The organism is Pseudomonas sp. VE 267-6A (genome assembly GCF_024126555.1).
Classification (GTDB): Bacteria; Pseudomonadota; Gammaproteobacteria; order Pseudomonadales; family Pseudomonadaceae; genus Aquipseudomonas; species Aquipseudomonas palmensis.
This window is the reverse complement of record NZ_JAMYBY010000005.1, coordinates 277881-304197: the sequence shown is the minus strand read 5'-3', so window position 1 is coordinate 304197 and position 26317 is coordinate 277881. Positions and strand designations below refer to the sequence as shown.

The 26317-nt window shown below is 66.4% G+C and carries 22 protein-coding genes and 1 pseudogene; 10 read left to right on the top strand and 13 right to left on the bottom strand.

Annotation, left to right across the window (positions count from 1 at the left end):
* Window positions 1-38 precede the first annotated feature (38 nt).
* The 4 genes from NJH59_RS08040 to NJH59_RS08025 all read right to left on the bottom strand — a co-directional run bounded on the left by NJH59_RS08040 (window position 39) and on the right by NJH59_RS08025 (window position 5616).
* Window positions 39-1625 carry an alpha/beta hydrolase-fold protein gene (locus NJH59_RS08040; protein WP_253086616.1) on the bottom strand — a complete coding sequence of 529 codons (1587 nt, stop codon included), beginning with the start codon at window positions 1623-1625 and terminating at the stop codon, window positions 39-41.
* A gap of 7 nt (window positions 1626-1632) precedes the next feature.
* Window positions 1633-4047 carry a TonB-dependent receptor gene (locus tag NJH59_RS08035; RefSeq protein WP_078480624.1) on the bottom strand — a complete coding sequence of 805 codons (2415 nt, stop codon included), beginning with the start codon at window positions 4045-4047 and terminating at the stop codon, window positions 1633-1635.
* Window positions 4048-4115: 68 nt separating this feature from the next.
* On the bottom strand, window positions 4116-5084 hold the full coding sequence (locus NJH59_RS08030; RefSeq protein WP_253086615.1) for a FecR domain-containing protein: 969 nt from the start codon (window positions 5082-5084) through the stop codon (window positions 4116-4118).
* Window positions 5077-5616 carry an RNA polymerase sigma factor gene (locus NJH59_RS08025; RefSeq protein ID WP_043859744.1) on the bottom strand — a complete coding sequence of 180 codons (540 nt, stop codon included), beginning with the start codon at window positions 5614-5616 and terminating at the stop codon, window positions 5077-5079. The genes NJH59_RS08030 and NJH59_RS08025 overlap by 8 nt, the downstream gene beginning before the upstream one ends.
* A gap of 191 nt (window positions 5617-5807) precedes the next feature.
* On the opposite strand from NJH59_RS08025, the gene NJH59_RS08020 reads away from it, so the two are divergent.
* Both NJH59_RS08020 and NJH59_RS08015 read left to right on the top strand, forming a co-directional pair.
* Window positions 5808-6836, top strand: a complete 1029-nt coding sequence (locus tag NJH59_RS08020; protein ID WP_253086614.1) for a DUF4917 family protein — start codon at window positions 5808-5810, stop codon at window positions 6834-6836.
* Window positions 6837-6998: 162 nt separating this feature from the next.
* The gene (locus NJH59_RS08015; protein ID WP_253086613.1) at window positions 6999-7886 is read left to right on the top strand and encodes a DMT family transporter; all 888 of its coding nucleotides are present in this window, start codon (window positions 6999-7001) and stop codon (window positions 7884-7886) included.
* Between the two features lie 88 nt (window positions 7887-7974).
* Here the strand turns inward: NJH59_RS08015 and NJH59_RS08010 are convergent, their stop codons facing one another.
* The 4 genes from NJH59_RS08010 to NJH59_RS07995 all read right to left on the bottom strand — a co-directional run bounded on the left by NJH59_RS08010 (window position 7975) and on the right by NJH59_RS07995 (window position 11278).
* Entirely contained in the window at window positions 7975-9192 is a 1218-nt protein-coding gene (locus NJH59_RS08010; protein WP_253086612.1) for an SAM-dependent methyltransferase, read from the bottom strand.
* A 108-nt stretch (window positions 9193-9300) separates the two neighbouring features.
* Window positions 9301-9918, bottom strand: coding sequence for a TPM domain-containing protein (locus NJH59_RS08005; protein WP_043859748.1), 618 nt, complete (start codon window positions 9916-9918; stop codon window positions 9301-9303).
* Between the two features lie 26 nt (window positions 9919-9944).
* On the bottom strand, window positions 9945-10682 hold the full coding sequence (locus tag NJH59_RS08000; protein WP_100633562.1) for a TPM domain-containing protein: 738 nt from the start codon (window positions 10680-10682) through the stop codon (window positions 9945-9947).
* A complete protein-coding gene (locus tag NJH59_RS07995) occupies window positions 10682-11278 on the bottom strand; it encodes a LemA family protein (RefSeq protein WP_043860787.1) in 597 nt (198 codons plus the stop codon). Before NJH59_RS07995 ends, NJH59_RS08000 begins: the two co-directional genes overlap by 1 nt.
* Before the next feature lie 184 nt (window positions 11279-11462).
* Between NJH59_RS07995 and bglX the strand changes: the two genes are divergently transcribed.
* The 6 genes and pseudogenes from bglX (at window position 11463) to NJH59_RS07965 (ending at window position 19633) form a co-directional block, all read left to right on the top strand.
* Window positions 11463-13757: a beta-glucosidase BglX gene (gene bglX, locus NJH59_RS07990; protein WP_058540922.1), complete on the top strand. Its 2295-nt coding sequence runs from the start codon at window positions 11463-11465 to the stop codon at window positions 13755-13757.
* 63 nt (window positions 13758-13820) lie between these two features.
* Window positions 13821-15578: an ATP-binding protein gene (locus NJH59_RS07985; RefSeq protein WP_253086611.1), complete on the top strand. Its 1758-nt coding sequence runs from the start codon at window positions 13821-13823 to the stop codon at window positions 15576-15578.
* Window positions 15572-16915 carry a sigma-54 dependent transcriptional regulator gene (locus NJH59_RS07980; protein ID WP_078479560.1) on the top strand — a complete coding sequence of 448 codons (1344 nt, stop codon included), beginning with the start codon at window positions 15572-15574 and terminating at the stop codon, window positions 16913-16915. The genes NJH59_RS07985 and NJH59_RS07980 overlap by 7 nt, the downstream gene beginning before the upstream one ends.
* Before the next feature lie 163 nt (window positions 16916-17078).
* Window positions 17079-18395, top strand: a complete 1317-nt coding sequence (locus NJH59_RS07975) for an MFS transporter (protein ID WP_253086610.1) — start codon at window positions 17079-17081, stop codon at window positions 18393-18395.
* A gap of 319 nt (window positions 18396-18714) precedes the next feature.
* Window positions 18715-18903 (top strand): annotated as a pseudogene (locus tag NJH59_RS07970) (heme utilization protein); the annotation flags it as partial.
* Between the two features lie 124 nt (window positions 18904-19027).
* A complete protein-coding gene (locus NJH59_RS07965) occupies window positions 19028-19633 on the top strand; it encodes a flavin reductase family protein (protein ID WP_088515509.1) in 606 nt (201 codons plus the stop codon).
* On the opposite strand, the gene NJH59_RS07960 is transcribed toward NJH59_RS07965, so the two are convergent.
* Window positions 19634-19864: a hypothetical protein gene (locus NJH59_RS07960; RefSeq protein ID WP_054914791.1), complete on the bottom strand. Its 231-nt coding sequence runs from the start codon at window positions 19862-19864 to the stop codon at window positions 19634-19636.
* Between the two features lie 40 nt (window positions 19865-19904).
* Entirely contained in the window at window positions 19905-20213 is a 309-nt protein-coding gene (locus NJH59_RS07955; RefSeq protein WP_058540919.1) for an antibiotic biosynthesis monooxygenase, read from the bottom strand.
* A gap of 204 nt (window positions 20214-20417) precedes the next feature.
* On the opposite strand from NJH59_RS07955, the gene NJH59_RS07950 reads away from it, so the two are divergent.
* Window positions 20418-21344: an AraC family transcriptional regulator gene (locus tag NJH59_RS07950; RefSeq protein ID WP_253086609.1), complete on the top strand. Its 927-nt coding sequence runs from the start codon at window positions 20418-20420 to the stop codon at window positions 21342-21344.
* A gap of 78 nt (window positions 21345-21422) precedes the next feature.
* Here the strand turns inward: NJH59_RS07950 and NJH59_RS07945 are convergent, their stop codons facing one another.
* The gene (locus NJH59_RS07945; RefSeq protein WP_253086608.1) at window positions 21423-22859 is read right to left on the bottom strand and encodes an aldehyde dehydrogenase family protein; all 1437 of its coding nucleotides are present in this window, start codon (window positions 22857-22859) and stop codon (window positions 21423-21425) included.
* Complete coding sequence (locus NJH59_RS07940; RefSeq protein WP_253086607.1) at window positions 22853-24493, bottom strand: 5-guanidino-2-oxopentanoate decarboxylase; 1641 nt, start codon at window positions 24491-24493, stop codon at window positions 22853-22855. The genes NJH59_RS07945 and NJH59_RS07940 overlap by 7 nt, the downstream gene beginning before the upstream one ends.
* Before the next feature lie 113 nt (window positions 24494-24606).
* Between NJH59_RS07940 and NJH59_RS07935 the strand changes: the two genes are divergently transcribed.
* A complete protein-coding gene (locus NJH59_RS07935) occupies window positions 24607-25473 on the top strand; it encodes a LysR substrate-binding domain-containing protein (protein WP_058540916.1) in 867 nt (288 codons plus the stop codon).
* 205 nt (window positions 25474-25678) lie between these two features.
* On the opposite strand, the gene NJH59_RS07930 is transcribed toward NJH59_RS07935, so the two are convergent.
* Window positions 25679-26293 (bottom strand): NAD(P)-dependent oxidoreductase, encoded by a 615-nt coding sequence (locus NJH59_RS07930; RefSeq protein WP_253086606.1) that lies wholly within the window; start codon window positions 26291-26293, stop codon window positions 25679-25681.
* Window positions 26294-26317: the final 24 nt, after the last annotated feature.

Sequence of the window (26317 nt, the reverse complement as noted above, 5' to 3'; positions counted from 1 at the left end):
TGCAGGAGCCCGCCTTGCCGGCGAAGCGGCCAGCAGGGTCAACGCGGCTCACAGGCCTGCGGCGTCCCCTGCCCGCTACCGATCAGGGCGATCAACCCACACGGCAATGACCCACGCCATTGCAGGTAGTCATGCCCGGCCGGGTATTCCACCTGCACCACCGGATACCCCTTGGCCTGCAGCACGTCGCGCAACTGGCGATTGGTGTCGAGAATCTTCGGCCCCTCGAACAACCCCGACTGCAGGTAGAAGCGCAGCGGCGCACGCGGTGCACGCACGTACTCGCGGGTCAGCCAGCCAGGCTCCATTCCTTCCGGCGCCCACCAGTACGACCCCGACAGGCTCAGCACATTGCCGAACAGCTCCGGATGCTGCAGCCCCAGGTAGGCCGAGGCCAGCCCGCCGTAGCTGGAACCTGCCACCACCGTGCGGTCGGCCGGGGCCGACAGCCCGCGCGCCTTCGCCCAGGGCATCAGTTCCTCGGCCATGAACCGCGCAAACTGCGGGTTGGGTGGCAACTCGACCTGGCGCGACAGGTCGGTCGGGTTGGCGATGATCAGCGCAGCAGTGGGGCCGATCAGGCCATCGGCGAGCAGGTTGTCGAGCAGCGTCGGGGTGGGCACCTGCCGGGTGTAGGCATGCGCATCGAACAGCACCAGCAGCCCCTGCCCCGCCGCCCCCGGCGTCCAGCCCGGCGGCCGGTACAGGTACACGTCACGCTGGTTGCCCAGCACCTTGCTGGTCAGCACCTGGCGCTCCAGCGTGCCCCGGGCTACCCCGGGGCGCTGCGCCACCCAGGGCTGCGCCGGCGCGTCGGCAAGCTCCAGGCGCGAGCGCGACAGCCAGCGATCGCCACTGCCATCGGCAAAGCCGTTGGGGTTGAGCGGGTCTTGCCGGGAGCTGGCCAGAATCACCCGGCGGTCAGTGGAGGGCGGTACGTCCGGTGCCATCTGGTAGCTCATCCGGGTGCTGGAAGGCACCACATAGCTGCGAAACCACACATCGCTGTCGCCCAGGCGCTGCAGCTCATCATGGTTGCCCGACGGCGCGCCGAACACCCGAACGTTGTGCCGGGCACCTCGCCACAGGAAGGTCACCAGCGATTGCCCGGGCTGCTCCGCCAGCGCTTCGACCAGGGGCGTACCCTGCTGCTCGCGGGCCTTCCAGAAGGCCTGGGTATCGCCCCCCTTGGCCACATGCGCCGCCAGCTCGCGCATCACCGGGCTTTGCAGGCGCGTCTGCTGGGCCTGCTGCTCGGCCACGCTGGTGACACCGGTCAGCTTGAGCGAATAGGCAGCCTGCGGGCGGGTGGCGATGGCTTCTGCGCGCACGCCATACAGGCCGTCGTGGGGGGCGATGAACATGAAGTCGCGCACCATGTCCAGCCCGTCCACCAGCAACCGCACCGGCTGGCCGTCGGCATCGAGCAGGCGCACGCTGACGTCGCCCTCCACGCGCCCCTGCACGAAGTCACCGGCCTTGAGCGGCACGGTCCATACCGGCTGCCGGCCCTGGCCGATGGCGCCGCTGACGCTGTGCCCGGGCACCAGCGATGCGGCCATTGCGGCGCCGCCGGTCAGGCTGGCCAGCGCAAGGCCGGCGCAAAATGTCTTGAGTCGTTGCATGTACACCTCAGAAGTCGATGCTGGCCGAAAGTTTCAGCGTGCGCGGCTCGCTGACCGTGGCGTAGCCGTCGTTGAACACACCGGCCCAGTAGGCACGGTTCTCGACGTTCTCCAGGCTGGCGCGCAGCACCACGTCCTTGCTCAGGATGCGCGTGCTGTAGCGACCGCCCAGGTCATAACGGGTCCACTGCGGAATCTTCAGCTCGTTGGCCGAATCCAGGTACTGCGAGCTGCTGTGGATGGCCAGCGCGGTCAGGGTCAGGCCCTCGACCCAGGGCGTGTCCCACTCGCCGCCCAGGTTGGCCGACCACTGCGGCACCCCGCGCGCGGCGTTGCCATCGAGCTTGCCGCCAGCGGTCTTGGTCAGCTCGGCACGGGTATAGGTCACCCCGCCCAGCAGGCGTACGCTCGGCGTCAGCGAACCGAACAGGTTCCACTCCACCCCGCGATTGCGCTGCTGACCATCGTCGGTGTAACGGTTGCTGGCGGTGTCGAGCATCATGCTCGGCTTCTCGATCTGGAACACGCTGACGGTGTGGGTGAAGTCGCCCAGGTCCCACTTGACCCCGGCTTCCACCTGCTTGGACTTGTACGGGGCGAACTGCTCGCCATAGTTGGCAGCCGACAGGTCGCTGACCATGCCGCCCTGGGTCAGGCCCTCGATGTAGTTGGCGTACAGCGAGACATCCGCCTCCCACGGCCTGAGCACCACGCCCAGTGCCGGGGTCAGCGCATGCTCGTCATACGAAGGCGAACTCATCTTCTGGCGCACCCGCTGCGAGCGCACGCCCAGGGTCAGCAACAGCTTGTCGTCGACGAAGCCCAGGGTATCGGCCACGGCAAAGCTCGACAGGGTGTTGTCGCCGGTCTTGTCGCTGGAGCCGATGTTGCCGGCAATGATCGGCTTGCCGGGGTGATAGATGTTGGTCGTGTACTTTGCCCCGGTTACGGTGGCGGCGCGACCGATGTCCTGGTGCAGCAGGGTGGTGCTGAGCACCAGCTGGTGGGTCACCGGACCGGTACTGAAGTTGCCGCGCACACCCGCTTCGGTGGACAGGCTATGGGTATAGCCGCCCTGGTTGTAGGTTTCGGCGGTGGCGTCGCCGTTGCCGGAGGTGATGATCGAGCGCGTGCCGTTGAGGAAGCCCTTGTAGCGGGTACGCGCACCGCCGACGCTGGCGTAGGCCGTCCAGTCGTCCGACAGCTCGTATTCGCCGCGCAGGATCACCGCCTTGCTGATCTGCTTGGCCGAAATACCGTCGAGGATGTTGGAATCCGGCTTGGGCGCCTTGGTCACGTAGCCCAGTTTGCTGAAGCCGGCCATCATCGGGCTGCCGTTCTGCATCTTTTCGTGGCTTTCGTAGGCATCGAGTTCCAGCTTCCAGCCATCGCCACGGTAATCCATGCCCAGGGACGCCAGGGTGCGGTCCTTGGACTGGTCGTCGACCCCGGTGTCACCGCTGCCGTACACGCCGTTGAAGCGGATGCCCAGGCGGTTCTCCTCGCCCAGGCGCCGGCTCAGGTCCAGGTGCTCGGCCCAGTAGCCGTCGGATACGTAGCTGGTGGTCAGGCGCGTCAGTGGCGCATCCCCGGCCCGCTTGGGCACCAGGTTGATCACCCCGCCCACACCGCCGTTGGGGGCCATGCCGGTGAGCAGTGCACCAGGGCCCTTGAGCACCTCGACGCGCTCCAGGAACTCGGTGGGCACATGCCCATCGGGCGCCAGGCCATACAGACCGTTGACCGCAAGCTCGGTGGAGTCGATGGAGTAGCCGCGGATCATGAAGTTTTCGTAGGTGTGGCCTTCACCGGTGCTGAAGCGCACCGACGGGTCGTTGCGCAGCACCGCGCCCACCGTGCCGCTCTGCTGGTTTTCCATGTGCTGGGCGGTGTAGGCGGTGATGTTGAAAGGGGTTTCCATGATGTCGCGATTGCCCAGCATGCCCACCTTCGCACCGCGTGCCACCTGGCCACCGCTGTAGAGCTCGGGCGGGTTGCTGCTGTTGCCCACCTGCGCATTGACCGTGGTGGCACCCAGGGTCAGCGCGCCGTCGCTCTCGGGGCGACGCAGGATGATCACGCCGTTTTCTTCGCTGGCCACCAGGCCGCTGTTGTCCAGCAGGCGTTGCAGCGCCTGTTGCAGGGTGAAGCGGCCCTGCAGCGCCGGGGCATTGCGCCCGGCCAGCCACTGGCTGTCGGCGGCAATCGCCACCCCCGCCTCGCGGGACAGCGCCTGCACCGCGCTATCCAGCGGCTGGCTGGGCAGGTCGAGCGCCAGCACGCGGGTGCCTGCGCTCAGCTCGGCCGACACGGCCGACAGGCTGGCCGCGCCAAGAGCACAGGCCAGCACCAGGTGGCGAAGGGTGCTGGGGATAACCGAAGAAGGTGACGAACGCGTGGTCCGGGCGAGGAAAAACGACATGATCTGTCCTTTGAGCTAGGGAGTTGCCAGGAAGACGCGCTAGCTGGCCACTACCCCTCAAAAAAATTTCAACGAAGCTGCAGCCAGGTGTACTCACCCTTCTGCATCAGGCTCAGCGGCAGCACCCTGGGCAAGGCGTTCAGCAATATGTCGGGGCGGTCGCTGGGGAAGCTGCCGGTCAGGCGCAGCTCGGCCGCTCCCTCGCCAAGCCGCACCTGACGGTTGCTGTAGGCATTGAATTCGTCGATCACCTCGGCCAGCGGTGCATCGGTGAACGACCACCAGCCCTGGCGCCAGTGCTCGGCGTTCGGGGCCGCCTGCGGGTGATGCTCCACCGGCCCCGGCACACCGGGTTCGCCCAGGCGCACCCGGTCGCCGGCCAGCAGTTCGCGGGTCTCGCCATCCAGGCCGCGCACCTTCACATGACCGCGGGTCACCGCCACCTGGATATCGCCGCCACGGTCGCTGACGCTGAAGGCGGTGCCCAGCACCTGCACCTGCCCCAGCCGGGTGCTGACCAGGAAGCTGCGCAGGCGCTCGTGGGCCACGTCGAAAAACACATTGCCGTGGGCCAGCATGACCTCGCGCTGGCCGTTGCTGTACTTCACCTGCACGTTGCTTTCGGCCGCCAGCACCATCTGGCTGCCGTCGGGCAGCAGTACATTGCGTGCGGGCGCTGCATGTTCGGTCAGCAGTACCTGGTCGAACTGTGGCCGGCGCTGCCACAGCCAACCCAGCCATGCACTGCACCCGACCACCGCCAGCAGGCCGGCACCCTGGCGCAGCAGGCGACGCCGGCCGAGGTTGACCGGCTCGGGGGCCAGCGAGCCGCGCAACTGCGGGGTCAGTCGATGGATCATCTGCCAACGCTGCTCGGCCTCCAGCCAGGCACGCTCATGCTCGCTGCTTTTGTTGCGCCAGCGCTGCAACTGCCCGCTCACCTCGCGCACACGGGAGGGGTCGTCACTGTGCAGCCCCGCCAGGTAGCCCAGCGCCTGCTGTACCTTGCGTGGCGAAACCGGCCGCGCCTCAGACATGACGGCAGGCCTGGCTCAGCTCGGACAGGTCGAACACCGCGCGGCCGATGTGCAGCTCCACGGCCTTGGCCGACAGCTGCAGCTCGTCACACACCTGGCGATGGCTCTGGCCATGCAGGCGCACGCGCACGAACACCTCGCGGCGCAGGCGCGGCATGCGCTCGATACGCGCAATCAGTTGCTGCAACTGCTCGCGGGCAATCAGGATCTCTTCCACGCTGGGGGTGAGCCCATCGGCCCGTGTCAGCCAGTCCTCCAGCGCCGCCAGCTCGCGACTGCGCCGGCGAAACTGGTCGATGCACAGGTTGCGCGCCGCCTGGAACAGCAGCGCACGGGCATTGATCACCGGGGCATTGAGGGCATGCGCGTAGGCCTGGGCAAAGCTCGACTGGGCAATATCGGCCGCATCATCGGGGTTGCGCAGTCGGCTGCCGAGGTAGCGACGCAGGTCGGTGTAGTGCGCGAGCAGCTCGTCGGCGACAGCCGCAAACGACGGCGCGCCGGCCGTCCAGGGGGTTGAAAGCGAGGTCATGGGCGTCCGGCGCGTGATAAGGCAGACAAAACATTAATGGGAATTCGTATCATTCTCACACACTCCCTCTGCCTTCGGCCAGCCCTCAGTACCCGGTGGCAGACACCGCAGGTTCCGGAGCGCTGATGACAACGCGCCGGCGTGCTACAGTCGCGCCCTGCCAACGTGCAACAAATCCCTACGAGATCCACATGCCCCTCGCCGACGTCGACGCAACCCTGGCGGCCTGGCCGCACCTCAATACCGCCCACCCGTGCACCAGCCTGCTGCTGGGCAACGGTGCCAGCCGCGCAATCTGGCGCCCGTTCGCCTACTTTTCGTTGTTCGAGCTGGCCCAGCGCGTGCGCCACAAGCCCCTCGGCCTCACCGACCAGGCACTGTTCAAATCGATGAACAGCGAGCTGTTCGCGCCGGTGCTCAGTGCCCTGAACACCTCCGTGCAGGTTAATGCCGCGCTGGCGATCAGTTCGTCGGCACCGCTCAACCGCTACTACGCGATCAAGGAGGCGCTGATCCACGCGGTGCGCAGCGTGCACATTCCCTGGAAGCTGCTGCCCACTGCCCACCTGGCCGCGATCAACGCCGAGCTGCGCACCTACCAGCGCGTGTTTTCCAGCAACTACGACCTGCTCTGTCACTGGGCCGTGAACCAGGCGCCGCACGGCTTTGCCGAGCTGTTCGACGAGGAAGGCGATTTCGACGTCAGCCGGGCTCAGGGGCCGGGCACGCGGATGCACTACCTGCATGGCGGCCTGCACCTGCTGCGCACCCAGCACGGCACCACGCGCCAGCGGGCGGCCAGCGGCAGCCAGTTGCTCGACGGCTTTGCCATCAACACCCCGGGCGATGTGCCGCTGTTCGTCAATGAAGACAGCAGCGACAACAAGCTGCGGGCGATTCGCGGGTCCGATTACCTGACCTGGTGCTACGCCGCGCTGGCAACGCAGCGCGAGGGGCTGTGCGTGTTCGGGCATCACCTGGACCGTGCCGACCGGCACCTGGTGGAGGCGATCAGGCAGGCGCAGCCGACACACCTGGCCATTTCGATCCTGCCGGTGAACGAGGCGGCCATCGTGAGCCAGAAGCAGCATTACGCGCGGGTGTTCGAAGCGTGCCCGGGCATCGAACTGCATTTTTTCGATGCCACCACGCACCCGCTGGGCGCGCTGGCGAATGTGCCCGCGCCGCCGCCCAAGGCAGTGGGGCGGCGTCGGCGCTAGGCCGGCCCCCACAGGAGGGCGCGAAGCCTGTAGGAGCCGGCCTTGCCGTCGAAAGGCCGGCGCGACGCCCAACTGTACGGACACCTTTGTTGCCAACTGTAACCAGATTCCCCACCCCACCTGTGGCTCAATGAGCGGCCCCTCCAGCCCTCAGGCGCGCTCATGTCTACCCGCGAAAACACCGGCCTGGCCCTCGGCCTGCTCGGCGTCATCATCTTCAGCCTGACCCTGCCCATGACCCGCATCGTGGTGCAGGAGATGCACCCGCTGCTCAACGGCCTGGGCCGGGCCCTGGTGGCCGCGATCCCGGCAGCGGCGCTGTTGCTGTGGCGCCGTGAAAAGTGGCCCACCTGGCAGCAGGTCAAGGGCCTGAGCCTGGTGGCGCTGGGGGTGATTCTCGGTTTCCCGGTGCTGTCGGCCTGGGCCATGCAGAGCGTGCCGGCCTCCCACGGCGCACTGGTCAACGGCCTGCAACCCTTGTGCGTGGTGGTGTATGCGGCGTGGCTGTCCCACGAGCGACCTTCCACGGCGTTCTGGGCATGGGCGGCGCTGGGCAGCGCACTGGTGGTGGCCTACGCGATGATCATGGGCGCCGGACACATCCAGGCCGGTGACCTGCTGATGCTGGCGGCGATTGCGGTGGGCGGGCTGGGCTATGCCGAAGGCGGCCGCCTGGCTCGGGAGATGGGCGGTTGGCAGGTGATCTGCTGGGCGCTGGTGTTGTCCAGCCCTCTGCTGCTGGGGCCGGTGGTGTACCTGGCGCTGCAGCATGAAGGCGCGATCAGCCCGCGGGCCTGGTGGGCGTTCGGCTATGTGTCGCTGTTTTCGCAGTTCATCGGCTTTTTTGCCTGGTACGCCGGGCTGGCGCTGGGCGGAATCTCACGGGTGAGCCAGGTGCAACTGCTGCAGATCTTCTTCACCATCGCGCTGTCGGCGCTGTTCTTTGGCGAGCAGGTGGCGCCGATCACCTGGGTGTTTGCCGGCGGGGTGATTCTGACGGTGGTGCTGGGGCGCAAGGCGCGGGTGCATCCGGCACCGGTCAAGGCCTGAGGTGCCGCCATCGCGGGTCAAGCCCGCTCCCACAGGTAAGGGTGATCCTTGTGGGAGCGGTCAAGGCCCGCGATGACGGTGGTGAGGTTCAGACAGGAATCAAGCCATCGGCCCGCAGCAGCGTCTCCAGACAATGCTCCTTGACCCCATAGAACGCCTTGAGCGCCTGGATCTTCTCCAGCAACGCCTGCGCCGCCACCGGCTCGCGCCGCCGGGTGGCCAGGATCATCTTGTTCTTGTTGGTGTGCTCCAGCGAGATGAACTCGAACACCTTGGTCTCGTAGCCACAGGCCTCCAGGTACAACGCACGCAGGCTGTCGGTGAGCATCTCGGCCTGCTGCCCCAGGTGCAGGCCGTACTGCAGCATCGGCTTGAGCAACCCCGGGCTGTGCATCTGCGGGCGAATCTGCTTGTGGCAGCACGGCGAGCACATGATGATCGCCGCGCCACAGCGAATACCGGTATGAATCGCGTAGTCGGTGGCAATGTCACAGGCATGCAGGGCGATCATCACCTCGATGGCGCTGGGCACCACGCTGCGCACATCGCCACACTCGAACTTCAGCCCCGGATGCTCCAGGCGTGCGGCGGCGGCATTGCACAGCTCGACCATGTCCGGGCGCAACTCCACGCCCGTCACCTGCGCCTCGCGCTGCAGGGTGTTGCGCAGGTAGTCGTGGATCGCGAAGGTCAGGTAGCCCTTGCCCGAGCCGAAGTCCGCCACACGCACCGGCTGATCTGCCGCCAGTGGCGCGCTGCTCAGCGCATGGGAGAACACCTCGATGAACTTGTTGATCTGCTTCCATTTGCGCGACATCGCCGGAATCAGCGCCTGCTGCTTGTCGGTCACGCCCAGATCGTGCAGAAACGGCCGGCTCAGCTCCAGGTAGCGCTTCTTCTCGCGATCATGCTCGCCGGTCACCACCTCGCGCGCCTGTTGCACGGCGTTGCGATGCAGCATCGGCTTGCCCTTCTTGGTGAACTCCAGCTGCACCTCGTCGTTCAGGCTGAGCAGGTGCGCGTTGCGAAACGAAGCCGGCAACAGTTCACCGATCAACGTCAGCGCCTCGTCCAGCGCCAGGTTGCGGGTGATGTCGCGGGTCTTGTAGCGGTACACGAACGACAGGCTGGCCTGCCCCTTGATCGTCAGCGGCTTGGCCGTTACCCGCTGCAGGTCGACCTCGGCGCCGACATGGCGCGCCAGCGCCAGTTTGATGAAGGTGTGCTGGTGCAGGCTGGTGGCGAGCAGCGCCAGAAACTGCGCACGCGCATCCGGCGCGGCCTGGGCGGTGGGGGTTGCGGACATGGGGAGTGGGTGCCTCGGGTTGCGGGGGGCGCCCGCAGGCGCGCAATGGCGCGCATTTTACGTGGATGACCGCCCCAGGCACAGCATTTGTCGATCAGCGCGCATGCCTCAGCCCAGCAGCACCAGCCGGTTGGGCAGCTCGTTGCGCGCCTGGGTCACCGGCACATGGGCCGCCAGCAGCTCGCCACAGGCCTCGATGCAGGTGACAAAGCCCTGCAGGGTCTGGCCCTGCTGCACCTGGGCGGTGAAGGTGCGCACGATGGCGTCCCAGGCCTGGTTGTCGAGGCGACTGGAGATGCCCTCGTCCACCAGGATCTCCACATACCGCTCGGCCTCGCTGACGAAGATCAGCACCCCGGTGCGGCCCACGGTGTGATGCAGGTTCTGCTCCAGAAACTGGCGCCGCGCCAGGTTCGACGCACGCCAGTGGCGCACCCTGCGCGGCACCAGCCAACTGGTCAGGCGCGGCAGGCGGAACACCAGGCACAGCACGATGAAGGTCAGCCACTGCGCCAGCAGCAGGCCATGCACGCTCAGCCAGCCGCTCAGGTAATAGAGGACGCCCGGCACCACCAGCGCCAGCAGGCTGGCCCACAGCAACGGGATATAGGCATAGTCGTCGGCACGCGCCGCCAGCACCGTCACCAGCTCGGCATCGGTACGCTGTTCTACCTGGGCGATGGCCTGGGCCACCTGACGCTGTTCGTATTCACTGAGCAATGCCATGTACGTGTGTGTCTCTTGTCGTGTAGTTACCAGCCGCCGGAGGACCCGCCCCCGCCGAAACTGCCGCCGCCGCCACTGAAGCCACCGCCGCCACCGCCCAGGCCGCCCCCGAAACCGCCGCCAAGACCACCGCCAAAGCCCCCGCGCCCACCGCGGCCACCCCCGCCAAGGCCCTGCAGGGCGAACACGATGATGATCATCAGGATGAACAGGCCCACCGCCCAGACCGGCGCACCTTGCTGCTGCGCCTCGTCTGCCAGAGGTCGCGCCGGCTCGTCCAGCGGTGCGCCGCCCAGCACCTGCAGGATGGCCGCCGTGCCAAGCACGATGCCCTGGCTGAAGTCGCCACGGCGAAACGCCGGGGTGATCACGCTGTTGATGATGACCGAGGCCTGGGCATCGGTCAGGCGGCCCTCCAGGCCATAGCCGACTTCGATGCGCAGCTTGCGCTCCTGGGGGGCGACGATCAACAGCGCACCGTTGTCCTTGCCCTGCTGGCCGATGCCCCAGTGGCGCCCCAGCTGGTAGCCATAGTCCTCGATGGCCTGCCCGTGCAGGCTGGCCAGGGTCACCACCACGACCTGCTCGCCGGTGGCCTGCTCGTGGGCCTTGAGCATCTGCTCAAGCTGGCTGCGGGTGGCGCCGTCTAGCAGGCCGGCCTGGTCCACCACCCGTGCACTGAGCGCCGGGAACTGGGGCGCGGCCCACAGCCAGCCGCTCGCCGCCAGCAGCACCAGCAGCAGCGCCGCCTTGAGCACACGCATCAGAATTTCACTTCAGGCGCTTTGTCGGCATCGGCGCTGGTGGCCTCGAAGTTCTCGCGCAGCGGCATGTCGCTGTACATCACGCTGTGCCACAGGCGCCCGGGGAAGGTACGGATCTCGGTGTTGTAGCGCTGCACGGCGGCGATGAAGTCCTTGCGCGCCACCGCGATACGGTTTTCCGTACCCTCGAGCTGGGACTGCAGGGCCAGGAAGTTCTGGTTCGACTTCAGGTCCGGGTAACGCTCCGAGACCACCATCAGGCGCCCCAGCGCACCGCCCAGCTGGGCCTGTGCGGCCTGGAACTGGCGCAGTTTTTCAGGATCGTCCAGGGTGCTGGCATCGACCTTGATCGAGGTGGCCTTGGCCCGCGCTTCGATGACCGCGGTCAAGGTGGCCTGCTCCTGCCTGGCGTAGCCTTTGACCGTTTCGACCAGGTTGGGAATCAGGTCGGCACGGCGCTGGTACTGGTTCTGCACCTGGGCCCAGGCCGCCTTGACCTGTTCGTCGTATTGGGGAATGTTGTTGATGCCGCAACCGGCCAGCAGGCTGGCCAGTGCCAGCACCAGCCACAACCGTGCTCTGTTCGATACCTGCATTGTCGCTACGCTCCGTGAGTGCTCGAAATGCGCCGGACTTGAGGCATAATCCGACGCCGCCGCTGGATCGTGATGGCCCAATCGGCTAAAAGATGCCCCAGCAAACTACAACAATAGCCGCTTCCCCAACTTCGGCTTGCCAGTCTGCACCGTGACGACTGCCGCAGCCTTGAGAACAGAATTCATGAACAAGCTGTGTTTGCTGGGCCTGCTCGTCAGCCTGGCCAGCCAGTCGGCCTTCGCTGACTCGCCTGCCGCCGCGCCATTGCAAGACAAACAGGCGTTCATCGCCAACCTGCTCAAGCAGATGAGCGTCGAGGAAAAGATCGGCCAGTTGCGCCTGATCAGCATCGGCCCGGAAATGCCGCGCGAGAAAATCCGCGAGGAAATCGCCGCCGGGCGCATCGGCGGTACCTTCAACTCGATCACCCGTGACGAGAACCGGCCCATGCAGGACGCCGCCATGCGCGGGCGCCTGAAGATCCCGATGTTCTTCGCCTATGACGTGATCCACGGTCACCGCACCATCTTCCCGATCAGCCTGGGCCTGGCCGCCAGCTGGGACATGCAGGCCATCGCCCAGGTCGGCCGTACCTCGGCCCTGGAAGCCGCCGCCGACGGCATCGACATGACCTTCGCGCCCATGGTCGACATTGCCCGCGACCCGCGCTGGGGCCGTACCAGCGAAGGCTTTGGCGAAGACACCTACCTGGTGTCGCGTATCTCCAGGGTGATGGTCGAATCGTTCCAGGGCCACAGCCCGGCCAACGCCGACAGCATCATGGCCAGCGTCAAGCACTTTGCCCTGTACGGCGCGGTGGAAGGCGGGCGCGACTACAACACGGTCGATATGAGCCCCACGCGCATGTACAACGAGTACCTGCCGCCCTACCGCGCCGCCATCGATGCCGGTGCCGGCGGCGTGATGGTGGCGCTAAACTCGATCAACGGTGTGCCCGCCACCTCCAACACCTGGCTGATGAACGACCTGCTGCGCCGCGACTGGGGCTTCAAGGGCGTGACCGTCAGCGACCATGGGGCGATCACCGAGCTGGTGCGCCACGGCGTGGCCGCCGATGGCAAGCAGGCGGCGCAGCTGGCGATCAAGGCCGGCATCGACATGAGCATGAACGACACGCTGTATGGCCAGGAACTGCCGGGGCTGCTCAAGTCCGGCGCGGTCAGCCCGGCCGAACTGGACAACGCGGTGCGCGAGATTCTCGGCGCCAAGTACGACATGGGCCTGTTCGCCGACCCGTACCGGCGCATCGGCCAGGCCAAGGACGACCCGGCCGACACCTATGCCGACAGCCGCCTGCACCGCGACATCGCACGGGACGTGGCGCGTCGCAGCCTGGTGCTGCTGGAGAACCGCCAGCAGACCCTGCCGCTGAAAAAGTCGGGCACCATCGCCCTGGTCGGCCCGCTGGCCGATGCCCCGATCGACATGATGGGCAGCTGGGCCGCCGCTGGTCGCCCGCACCAGTCGGTGACCGTGCGCGAGGGCCTGCGCCGTGCCCTGGGCGACAAGGCCAGGGTGCTCTACGCCAAAGGCTCGAACGTGACCGGCGACAAGGCCGTGCTCGACTACCTCAACTTCCTCAACTTCGACGCCCCGGAAATCGTCGATGACCCGCGCCCGGCTGCCGTGCTGATCGATGAAGCGGTCAAGGCCGCCAGGCAGTCGGACGTGGTGGTGGCCGTGGTCGGCGAATCGCGGGGCATGTCCCACGAATCGTCCAGCCGCACCACCCTGGAGATCCCGGCGGTGCAGCGCGAGCTGATCAAGGCCCTCAAGGCCACCGGCAAACCGCTGGTGCTGGTGCTGATGAACGGTCGCCCGCTGTCGCTGGCGTGGGAGCGCGAGCAGGCCGACGCCATCCTGGAAACCTGGTTCAGCGGCACCGAAGGCGGCAACGCCATCGCTGACGTGCTGCTGGGCGACTACAACCCCTCGGGCAAGCTGGCCATCACCTTCCCGCGCTCGGTGGGGCAGATCCCGATGTACTACAACCACCTGCGCATCGGCCGCCCGTTCACCCCCGGCAAGCCCGGCAACTACACCTCGCAGTACTTCGAGGAACCCAACGGCCCGCTGTACCCCTTCGGCTACGGCCTGAGCTACAGCACCTTCAGTGTGTCGGCACCGAGCCTCTCGAGCACGACACTGAAACAGGGCCAGAGCCTGGAGGTCAGTGTGCGCGTGAAGAACACCGGCCAGCGTGACGGCGAAACCGTGGTGCAGCTGTACCTGCAGGATGTGGCCGCCTCGATGAGCCGCCCGGTCAAGGAACTGAAGAACTTCCAGAAGCTCATGCTCAAGGCCGGCGAGGAGCGCACCCTGCACTTCACCGTGCAGCCGGACGACCTGAAGTTCTACAACAGCCAGTTGCAGTGGGTTGCCGAACCTGGCGAGTTCAACGTCCAGGTCGGCCTGGACTCCGAAACCGTGCAACAGCAACGCTTCGAGCTGCTGTAAGTCGCTGTGACGTTCACGGGGAAGTGCCTGGCAGCCTTCCCCCCTGCCAGGGTACTGCTTGCCATGCCGTTCACTTACCGCGCCGTGCGACTGGGCCTGATTCTGCTGCTGATCACCGCCGGCACCCTGCTGGCCGCCGGCTGGGCGATGAATCAGGCCAAGCGTCAGGCCATGCTCGACGATACCCAGCGGGCCAGCCAGCAACTGGCGCTGTACGCCAACTCGCTGCACACCCTGATCGAACGCTACCGCGCCCTGCCCGCTGTGCTGGCGCTGGACTCCGAACTCATCGCAGCCCTCGGCGGCCCGGTGGGCGAAGCGACCCAGGACGCGTTGAACCGCAAGCTCGAACGCATCAACGGCGCCGCCAGGTCGTCCACCCTCGAACTGCTCGACCACACCGGCCTGGCCGTGGCGGCCAGCAACTGGCGCCTGCCTACCACCTACGTGGGGCAGAACTACGGCTTTCGACCGTACTTCAAGCAGACCCGCACCCAGGGCAGCGGGCGCTTCTATGCGGTGGGGGTGACCAGCGGCATTCCCGGCTACTTTCTGTCCAGCGCGGTGCTGGGCGACCAGGGGCGGTTTCTCGGGGCCATGGTGGTCAAGCTGGAGTTTCCCGAGCTTGAGCGCGAATGGCGCCAGGGCAGCGACGTGCTGCTGGTCAGCGACGCCCGCGGGATCATCTTCCTGGCCAACCAGGACGGCTGGCGCTACCGCGAGCTGAACCCGCTGTCGGCGGCCGATTTCAATGAGCTGGACGCCACCCGCCAGTACGACAAGAAGTCGCTCTTGCCCCTGCAGCGCCAGGTGCTGACCCGCTTTGACGACAACAGCCACCTGGTGCGCGTGCAGCGCCCCGAAGGCGACACCGACTACCTGTGGGAAAGCCTGCCGCTGGAAGCCGAGGGCTGGACCCTGCACCTGCTGCGCACACCGCGCACCGGGGATGACGAGCGCAACGCCGGGCTGACGGCCGCCGCCGTCTGGCTGACCCTGGTGTTCGCGGTGCTGTTCATCAGCCAGCGCCTGCGCCTGGCCCGCCTGCGCCAGCGCAGCCGCGACGAGCTCAAGCGCCTGGTGGAGGAACGCACCCATGAACTGCGTATGGCTCAGGAGGGCCTGGTGCAGTCGACCAAGCTGGCGGCGCTGGGGCAGATGTCCGCCGCGCTGGCCCACGAGCTCAACCAGCCGCTGACCACCCAGCGCATGCAGCTGGCCACCCTGCGCCTGCTGCTCGACAGCGAGCGCCTGGACGAAGCACGCCAGGCCCTGCAGCCGCTGGACCAGATGCTCACGCGCATGGCGGCCCTTACCGGACACCTGAAAACCTTTGCCCGCAACAGCCCCAGCGGCCTGCGCGAACGTCTGGACCTGGCCACCGTGGTCGACCAGGCGCTACAGTTGCTCGACCCGCGCATCCGCGCCGAGGGCGTCAGCACCGCGCTGTACCTGGCGCGTCCGGCCTGGGTACGCGGCGACGCCATCCGCCTGGAACAGGTGCTGATCAACCTGTTGCGCAACGCCCTGGACGCCATGGCCGACAAAACCTGGAAACACCTGGAGATCCGTATCGAAAAGCAGCATGACCACTGGCACCTGAGCGTGCTCGACAGCGGCGGCGGCATCAGGCAGGAGCACCTGGGCTGCGTGTTCGACCCATTCTTCACCACCAAGCCGGTGGGCGAAGGGCTGGGTCTTGGGCTGGCGATTTCCTACGGCATCATCCATGAAGCCGGCGGACGCCTGCAGGTCGACAACCAGCCCGGCGGTGCGCGTTTCAGCCTGACCCTGCCCTGCGACCCGGAGCCTGCATGCTGAATGCGGTGATTGTCGTCGACGACGAGGCCAGCATCCGTACCGCGGTGCAGCAGTGGCTGAGCCTGGCCGGCTTCGAGGTGCAGCTGTTCGAACGTGCCGAGGCGTGTCTGGCACAGCTGCCCGAGCATTTTCCCGGGGTGATCCTGAGCGATGTGCGCATGCCCGGCATGGGTGGCCTGCAACTGCTGGAGCAACTGCAGGGGCGTGATGCCGACCTGCCGGTGATTCTGCTTACCGGGCATGGCGACGTGCCGATGGCGGTCGAAGCCATGCGCAATGGCGCCTACGATTTTCTGGAAAAGCCCTTCAGCCCCGACAGCCTGCTCGGCAGCCTGCGCCGCGCCCTGGAGAAACGCCAGCTGGTGCTGGAGAACCGCCGACTGCATGAACAGGCCGACCTCAAGGTGCGCCTGGAAAACACCCTGCTGGGCATGTCGCCTGGCCTGCAGCAACTGCGTCGCCAGGTGCTGGACCTGGCCGGGCTGCCGGTCAATGTGCTGATACGCGGCGAAACCGGCAGCGGCAAGGAGCGCGTCGCGCGGTGCCTGCATGATTTCGGCCCGCGGGCCGACAAGCCGTTCGTGGCGCTCAACTGTGCGGCGATCCCCGAGCAATTGTTCGAGGCCGAGCTGTTCGGACACGAGAGCGGCGCCTTCACCGGCGCCCAGGGCAAGCGCATCGGCAAGCTCGAATATGCCAACGGTGGCACGCTGTTCCTCGACGAGATCGAGAGCATGCCGCTGGCCCAGCAGGCCAAGCTGCTGCGGGTGATCCAGGAGCACAAGCTCGAGCGCCTGGGCGCCAACCAGAGCATCAGCGTGGACCTGCGCATCATTGCCGCCACCAAGCCCGACCTGCTGCTCGAAGCCCGCGCCGGGCGTTTTCGCGAAGACCTGGCGTACCGTCTGAACGTGGCCGAACTGCGCCTGGCGCCGTTGCGCGAGCGGCGCGAAGACATCCCCCTGCTGTTTGCCCATTTTGCCCGCGCCGCCGCCGAGCGCCTGGGCCGCAGCGCCGCCGACCCCAGTGGCGCACAACTGGGCCGGCTACTCAGCCACGACTGGCCGGGCAACGTGCGCGAACTGGCCAACGCCGCCGAGCGCCACGCCCTGGGCCTGGACGATGCGCAATCGGCGGCAGTGGCGCATACCGGGCAATCGCTGGCTGCCCAGCAGGAAGCCTTCGAGGCCCAGTGCCTGCGCGCCGCCCTGAGCCGTCATCAGGGCGACATCAAGGCGGTGCTCGAGGAGCTGCAACTGCCCCGACGCACCCTGAACGAGAAGATGCAACGCCACGCACTGGTGCGCGAAGACTTCCTCGAACGCCCCGGCTCATAGGCGGATTCTTGCCTATCGCTGCGCCGCCAATGAGCGGATTTCCGCTCATTCGACCTGCCAAACCCTTCTAAACCGGGCATTCGCTGGCTGGCACGGGTCCTGCTATGGCCCTGTCAGGCCGCGTTTACACGCGCACCACAAAAACAACTAGAAGGTTGCTTCAATGGATAACTCCACCTCTCTGCCTGCTGGGGCAGCGGCCGCACCCGCTGAAAAAACCACCTCCAGCCGCCTCAAGTCGATTTTCTCCGGCTCCATCGGCAACATGGTCGAATGGTACGACTGGTACGTCTACGCGGCGTTCTCGCTGTATTTCGCCAAGGCCTTCTTCCCGGCCGGCAACACCACCACCCAACTGCTCAACACCGCCGCGATCTTCGCCGTGGGCTTCCTGATGCGCCCGATCGGTGGCTGGCTGATGGGTATCTATGCCGACCGCAAGGGCCGCAAGGCCGCGCTGATGGCCTCGGTACTGCTGATGTGCGCCGGCTCCCTGGTCATCGCCCTGACACCCAGCTACGAAACCATCGGCGTCGCCGCGCCGGTGCTGCTGGTGATCGCACGCCTGATGCAGGGCCTGTCGGTGGGGGGTGAATACGGCACCTCGGCCACCTACCTCAGCGAGATGGCAACCAAGGAGCGTCGCGGTTTCTTCTCCAGCTTCCAGTACGTCACGCTGATCTCCGGCCAGCTCATCGCGCTGGCGGTGCTGATCATCCTGCAGCAGACCCTGACCACCGAGCAGCTGTACTCGTGGGGCTGGCGCGTACCCTTCGTGATCGGCGCGCTGTGCGCGGTGGTGGCGTTGTACCTGCGTCGCGGCATGGAAGAGACGGCCTCGTTCACCAAGAAGGAAAAGGCCAAGGAAAGCTCGATGCGCACCCTGCTGCGCCACCCCAAGGAACTGGCGACCGTGGTCGGCCTGACCATGGGCGGCACCCTGGCGTTCTACACCTACACCACCTACATGCAGAAGTACCTGGTGAACACGGTGGGCATGAGCATCAGTGACTCGACCATGATCTCGGCGGCCACCCTGTTCCTGTTCATGTGCCTGCAGCCGGTGATCGGCGGCCTGTCGGACAAGATCGGCCGTCGCCCGATCCTGATCGCCTTCGGTGTGTTGGGCACCCTTTTCACCGTGCCGATCCTGACCACACTGCACACCATCGAGACCTGGTGGGGTGCGTTCTTCCTGATCATGGCAGCACTGATCATCGTCAGCGGCTACACCTCGATCAACGCGGTGGTCAAGGCAGAGCTGTTCCCCACCGAGATCCGTGCGCTGGGCGTGGGCCTGCCGTATGCGCTGACCGTGTCGATCTTCGGTGGCACGGCCGAGTACGTGGCACTGTGGTTCAAGAGCATCAACATGGAGACCGGCTACTACTGGTACGTCACGGCGTGCATTGCCATCTCGCTGCTGGTGTATGTGTTCATGAAGGACACCCGCAACAACTCGCGGATCGAGACCGACTGATCAGCTTGCTGCGGTAGACAAGGGGCCTCCAGCGATGGAGGCCCCTTTTTTGTGGGCTTAATTCGGCATTAATGCGGGTGCGCGATGCTGGGTTCACTCAGAACCGAGTCGTCCTCTTCGCTGTCAAGCCAGCTCCCACAGAATGCTTCGGCGCTCGCAAAACACTGTGGGCACTGGCTTGCCAGCAGAGGCCAACCGCTTTCTGATGCATCGATTTAATAGATTCATATAGGCAATATTTTGCGCTTTTTAATCAAATTAACGGGCGTAAAATCAAACCCATAGCAACAGACAACCCCTCACCACCGGAGTTACCCCCATGAAAACCAAACTGATGCTGGCCCTCACCTTCTCTGTCCTGGCCGCCAACGCTTTCGCCGAAGACGGCTTCGACCGCACCAACGCGCACAACTTCGCCGTGGAACACGCCCAGCCCGCCACCGTGGCAGAAGACGGTTTCGATCACACCAACGCGCATCGCTTCGTCGAAGATGGCTTCGACCGCACCCAGGCCCACCGCATCAGCTGACAGCCGATGCAGCGCCACAGCCCGGCTTCGGCCGGGCTTAGTCATTTTCAGGGCCGGCAACTGTTGGCACACTAGGCGCACCCTCCGCCCACAAGGCCCGATGATGTACTACTACGAACCCGCAAAAGGCCACGGCCTGCCCCACGACCCGTTCAACGCCATCGTCGGCCCGCGCCCGATCGGCTGGATCTCCTCCCAGGACCGCGACGGCCACCTGAACCTTGCGCCCTACAGTTTTTTCAACGCCTTCAACTACATTCCGCCGATCATCGGGTTCTGCAGCGTCGGGCGCAAAGACAGCCTGAACAACATCGAACAGACCGGCGAGTTCGCCTGGAACCTGGCCACACGCCCGCTGGCCGACGCCATGAACCAGAGCTGCGCCGCCGTGGCGCCAGAGGTCGACGAGTTCGCCCTGAGCCAGCTGACCCCGGCAGCCTCCAGGGTGATTGCGGTACCCCGGGTGCAGGAAAGCCCGGTGTCGTTCGAATGCAAGGTGACCCAGATCGTGCAACTGCAACGTGCCGACCAGGCGCTGGTGCCAAGCTGGCTGATTCTGGGCGAAGTGGTAGCGGTGCACATTGCCGAGCACCTGCTCAAGGAAGGGATCTACGACACCGCGGCCGCCGAGCCGATTCTGCGCGGCGGCGGCCCGGCGGATTACTTCGAGCTGGGCAACCTGTTCAAGATGGCCCGCCCGCAGGCCTGATCACCAGATCAGTTCGGCGTCGTCACTGACGCCGTTCAGGCGCTGCAGTTCGACCACTGCAGCGTCATCGGCCTCCAGTGCGGTCTTGAATACCTGCCCTGGCAGCACCTTGTGAAAACGCGGTGCGCCGCCAGCGCCCAGGGCCTTGACCGCGATCGCGGCGCTGTAGCCACCCTCGCCCGGGACCACCGCCGAAACAGCCTCGAATACGTCGAATTCTTTACGTGCCATTGCCTCTCACATCCACATCGGTTGCCGGAAAGGCGCCATTCTAACTCGCCGGCTGCTCGGTGAACGTCTGCAGGTCGAGGCTGTGCACCACCCGCGCCTGCACCAGTTCACCAAACAGCTGCAGGCTGGGCGAGGCAAAGTAGTCGTGCAGCGCCGAAGTATCGGCCCACACTCCGTTGAGCAACCACAGGTCGGCATCGCAGGTGGAACGCTGCACGCTGAAATGCAGACACCCCGGGGTTTGCCGCGACGGTTCGAGCAGTTGCTGCAGGCGCACGCCCAGCTCGGCCGAACGGCCGACGCTGGCGCGCACGAAGGAAAGATGGCTGACCGGTTGTGATGACGTCATGTGCGGTGCTCCTTGAAGCGGCCAGGGAAGAAAACCCAGGCTGCCAAGGCTACGGCCCAGGCCACGCGCGGCGTTAGGCGATTCCTGTCGACGGCTTGCCTGATTCTGCACCCGTCGCAGGATCAGGCAAGAACCGCGCAGCATTCGGCTAGCGCCCCGGCGTGCGCGAACCTATGCTGCGCCCATCGGCAGAGGAACCCGCACATGTCAGCCCCAGAACCCACCCCACCGTTGCTGGACCCGGCCCTGGAGCTTCTGCGCCAGGAACTGGCCGGGCTGGTCGTTCGCCACTGCCCCAGCGGCACGGTGCCTTCGGCCATCGCCGACCTGCACCTGAGCCGCTACGAGCAGAGCACCCGCTCGATGCCGACCCTGGCGCAGCCGGCGCTGTGCATCCTGGCCCAGGGCCGCAAGGAGATCTGCCTGGGCGACGAGACCTATGTGTACGACCCGCTGCACTACATGGTGGTGTCGGTGGCGATGCCGATCAGCGGTGCCCTGCTGGAGGCCAGCCCGCAGAACCCCAGCCTGGGCATTCGCCTGGACATCGACCCGGCCGAGATCAACAGCCTGATCGCCGAGGCCGGGCCGATGGGCGTGCCGTCGCAGCCGTCGTCGCGGGGGGTGTTCATCGAACGCCTGGACACCCAGATGCTCGATGCATTGCTGCGCCTGATCCGCCTGCTGGATACGCCCAAGGACATTGCCGTGCTGGCGCCGCTGATCCGTCGCGAGATTCTCTATCGGCTGCTGCGTGGGCAGCAGGGTGCGCGGCTGTACGAGATCGCCATGGCCAACACCCAGACCCACCGCGTGTGCCAGGCCATCCAGTGGCTCAATGATCATTTTCAGCGCCCGCTGCGCATCGACGACCTGGCACGGGAGGTAAACCTGAGTGCCTCGACCCTGCACCACCGGTTCAAGGCGGTGACCTCGATGAGCCCGTTGCAGTATCAGAAGCAACTGCGCTTGCAGGAAGCCCGGCGGCTGATGCTCAACGATGGGTTGGAGGCGTCGGTGGCGGGGTATCGGGTAGGCTATGAGAGCCCGTCGCAGTTCAGCCGCGAGTACAGCCGGCTGTATGGCGCGCCACCGCTGCGGGACATGGCAAGGTTGCGTAGCACGCTCTAGATCGCTTTCGCCGGCAAGGCCGGCTCCTACAGGCAGTACGCGGTCGCCTGTAGGAGCCGGCCTTGCCGGCGAAGAACGCTACACCGCCCTCACCACATGCTTGATCTCCTGAAACGCCGCCAGCCCCCAGGGCCCCAGCTCGCGCCCCAGGCTGCTCTGCTTGTAGCCACCCCACGCTGCCTGCGGGAAGATCACCTGCGGTGCGTTGATCCACACCAGCCCGGCCTGCAACTGGTCGGCCACCCGTTCGGCGGCCGCCGGGTCTGCACCTACCACGCTGGCCACCAGCCCGAACTCGCTGTCGTTGGCCAACGCCACCGACTCGGCTTCGCTGGCCACCCGACGCACGCACAGCACCGGGCCGAAGATTTCCTCGCGCCACAGCGCACTGTCCAGCGGTACCTCGGCAAACACCGTAGGCTCGATGAAGTACCCAGCAGCGTGTTCGAGCGGCTTGCCACCGCACAGCAAGCGCGCGCCGCTGTGCACGCCACGCTCGATGTGCCCCAGCACGCGCTGGTACTGGGCCTGGTTGACCAGCGGCCCCATGTCGCTGTCGCCGGCAAACGGGTCACCCACCCGGATCGACGCAGCCCGTGCCTTCACCCCGTCGACAAAGGCGTCGTACAGCGCATCGGCCACCAGCACGCGGCTGGTGGCCGAGCACATCTGCCCGGCATTGAAGAAGCCGCCGGCGCAGGCCAGCTCGAGCGCAAGCTCCAGCTCGGCCGACTCCAGCACCAGCAATGACGACTTGCCGCCCAGCTCCAGGCTCACCCCCTTGACCGTCTCGGCCGCGCGCTGCATCACCTGCACGCCGACCGCATTGCTGCCGGTGAACGACACCTTGGCGATACGCGGGTCGCTCGTCAGCGGCGCCCCCACCGCCAGCCCGGTGCCGCACACCAGATTGAACACCCCATCCGGCAGGCCGCATTCGGCGATGATCCGGGCCAATTCCAGCTCGGCCAGGGGCGTGACCTCCGACGGCTTTAGCACCACGCAGCACCCTGCCGCCAACGCCGGGGCCAGCTTCCAGGCGGTGGTCACCATCGGGAAGTTCCACGGCACGATCAGGCCGACCACACCGCACGGCTCGCGACGCAGGCGGGCACTGAAATCCTCGCTGGGCAAGGCCAGCGGCTGGTCCTGCTGCCTGTCCAGGGCCTGCGCCAGGCCCGCGTAGTACTCGAACGTTGCCACCACATCGTCGACGTCCATCGCCGACTCGGCCAGGGGCTTGCCGTTGTTGCGCGATTGCAGTTCGATCAGCCGCTCGCGGCGGGCCTCCACACCCCGCGCGATCCTGTGCAGCAGCTCGCCACGGTGTGCCCCGGTGGTACGCGACCAGCCGGCAAAAGCGGCCTGCGCCGCCATGGCGGCACAGGCGACTGCATCGCCATCGCCCCCGGCCACCTCGGCCAGGGACTGCCCGGTGCTCGGGTTGATTACCGTGAGCGGCTGCGCGCCGTGATGCCACGCGCCCTCGATGTAGATACCGGGCAGGTTCAGCATGATTGCACCGCCTGCATCCACGCTGCCTGGTCGACCTCGATCAGGCTCGGGCCACTGCGTTGGCGGGCACGCAACAACGCCTCGCGCAGTTGCGCCACCCCGCTCGCCGCTTCGGCGGCGCAACCGAAGGCCTTGGCCACGCCAATGAAATCGGGGGTGTGGATATCCACGCCCACCGGTTCGATGGCGCGGTTGACCATGTACTTCTTGATCTCCTCGTACCCCTGGTTGTTCCACAGCAACACGATCAGCGGCACCTGAGCCTCCACCGCACTGGCCAGCTCCGGCAGGGTGAACTGCAAGCCGCCGTCGCCGATCAGGCACACCGCAGGCAAGCGTCGATCCGCCTGCTCCGCACTGCCCAGCCACGCACCCATGGCCGCCGGCAAGGCGTAGCCGAGGGTGCCGTAGCCGGTCGAGGCGTTAAACCAGCGGCGCGGCTGGTCGAGGTCCAGGGTCAGGTTGCCGGTGTACACCGGCTGGGTCGAATCACCGACCAGCACGGCATCGGGCAACGTCTGCAGCACGCTGTCGAGGAACAGCGTCTGCGCCCGCGTGGCCGCATCCCATTCGCTGGCCAGGGTATCGCGCAGGCGCGCTGCCCGCGCCGCGCCCCACTCGCCTTCGCGCGGTGGCGCCGGCTGCTCGGCCAGGGCCAGCAACAGGGCCTGCGCCGCCTGCTCTGCATCGGCCACCAGTGCCACCCTGGGCGGGTAGTTGCGCACGCACTGGTCCGGGTCAATGTCGATGCGCAGCAGGGCGCCGGGGATCTCGAAGCCGCCCTTGAAGGTGACGTCATAGTCGGTTTCGGCCAGCTCGGTGCCGATCGCCAGCACCACGTCGGCCTCGCGCACCAGTGCACGGGTCGCCACCAGCGACTGGGTCGAGCCGATCAGCAGCGGGTGCCCGGAGGCTAGCACGCCCTTGGCATTGATGGTGAGTGCAACGGGCGCCTGCAGGTGCTCGGCCAACCGGGCGAGTGCGGGGCCTGCGTCGACGGCACCGCCACCGGCCAGGATCAACGGGCGGCGGGCAGCGGCCAGCAGCGCCGCCATGCTCGCCACTGGCCCTGGCGCGGCACCGGCGCGGGCGATGTGTACCGGCTCGCAGCCAAGCAGGTGATCGGCGCCTTCGACCAGCACGTCCAGCGGGATCTCAATATGCACCGGGCGCGGGCGCGCGCCCTCGAATACCGCAAAGGCACGGGCCAGCACGGCCGGCAGGTCATCGGCGCTCATCAGTGTGTGCGAGAACGCCGCCACACCGCTGACCAGCGCGCCCTGGTTGGGCAGCTCGTGCAGCTTGCCGCGACCGCCGCCCAGGGCATTGCGCGACTGCACGCTGGAGATCACCAGCATCGGGATCGAGTCGGCATAGGCCTGGCCCATGGCGGTGGTGATGTTGGTCATGCCCGGGCCGGTGATGATGAAGCACACCCCAGGCTTGCCACGGGTACGGGCAAAGCCGTCAGCCATGAAGCCTGCGCCTTGCTCGTGGCGCGGGGTTATATGACGGATGGTCGAGCCGGCAAGGCCGCGGTACAGCTCGACCGTGTGCACGCCGGGAATGCCGAAAACATGGTCCACGCCATAGTTTTCGAGGAGTTTTACCAATACTTCGCCGCAAGTTGCCATGGTGGTCTGCCTGGAATCATTCTGGAACAAGGCCTGATTGGACCCGCCAGGCGCTACCGGCACAATGCAAAAATCCTCATACTAGCCATGTCTACAGCTCATGGCTTACCCCGATGAAACGCCTGCCTCCCTTGCCTGCCCTGCACACCTTCCTGATCACTGCGCAATGCTGCAACTTCACCCGTGCGGCGCAGCAACTGCACCTGACCCAGGGCGCGGTGAGCCGCCAGATCGCCGGCCTGGAAGCACACCTGGGCTATGCGCTGTTCGTGCGCCAGGCACGCGGCCTGAGCCTGACCCGCGAGGGCCAGGACTGGCTGCCGCGGGTGCAGCAGGTATTCGGGCTGATCGAGGAAGGCGTGCAGCAGGTGGGCGCGCAGCGCACCACCCTGCAACTGAAGGCGCCGACCTGCGTGATGCGCTGGTTGCTGCCGCGCCTGATGGAATGGCAGGCGCTGCACCCGGAAGTGCCGGTGGAGCTGACCACCACGGTGCAGCACGGGGTGGATTTTCGCCGGGAAGCGTTCGATGCGGCGGTGGTGTATGGCGCCGAGCCTGATCCGGCCCTGCAGGTGCTGAAGCTGTTCGATGAACAACTGACACCGGTGTGCGCGCCGCAGTTGCCGTTGCGCACGCTGGATGATCTGCAGCAGCACATGCTGCTGCACCCGGCGCGGGACGAGAAGGACTGGGCGACCTGGCTTGGCGCAGCCGGCGTGCAACTGCCCAGGCAAGGCCGGCGCCAGCATTTCGAAACGTTGGACATGGCCATGTCGATGGCGTCCCAGGGCACCGGGGTGGCGATAGGGGATTGGGCGTTGATCGGCGATGACCTGGCCAGCGGACGGCTGGTGATGCCGTTCGACCTGCGGGTCAAGACCGGCAAGGGCTATTACCTGGTGCGGCCCGCGCAGGTGGCGGCGCCGGGGTTGATGGCCTTGCTGGAGTGGTTGGGCGGGCAGGCAGGGGCACCGCGTTGATGCAGTCGCCGGCAAGGCCGGCTCCTACACCTGTAGGAGCCGGCCTTGCCGGCGAATGCTTTCTAGGCTCTGTACGAAAAGCCTTGATACTCGGTGATGCTGCGTTGAAAACAGCCTCGGAATGCTCATTTACAACCCGTAAACTCCGCTTCCTCGGCTGTTTTCGCCTTGCCTGACCTTCGTCTCAAGACTTTTCATACAGCCCCTAGTACCCCACAGTAAAGCGCTGACGCGAATGCGCTGGCATCTCTACCTCATCGAGCAACGCAATCGCATAGTCGGCAAAGGTGATCCAGCTCCTGCCCTTCGCGTCGACCAGCAGGTGATCCTTGCCCACCCTGTAGCTACCGGTGCGCTCGCCTTCGACGAACTCCGCCGACGGCGACAGGAAGGTCCAGTCCAGTTGCTGCTCCTGACGCAAGGCCTGCAGAAAATCGCCACCTGCGCTCGCCTCGGCCTTGTAGGCCTCGGGGAAGTCCGGCGCGTCGATCACGCGCTCCCCTGACGGCAGCAGCAGGCTGCCCGCCCCGCCCACCACCAGCAGGCGCTTGACCCCGGCCTTCTTGACCGGCCCGATGATCGCCTGCGCCGGCACCGTGGCAAAGTGCGCGGCGCTGAGCACCACGTCATGCCCGGCAACGGCCTGCTCCAGCCCCTCGCCCCGGGTCACGTCCAGGGCTACCGTGCTCACCCCTTCGCGCCCCTGCAGGCGCGACGGGTCACGGGCTATGGCGGTGACGCTGTGGCCACGGCGCAGGGCCTCTTCCAGCAACTGGCTGCCGGCACGTCCGGTAGCACCGATGATTGCGATCTTGCTCATGGAAACCTCCGATCAGGATTGAAC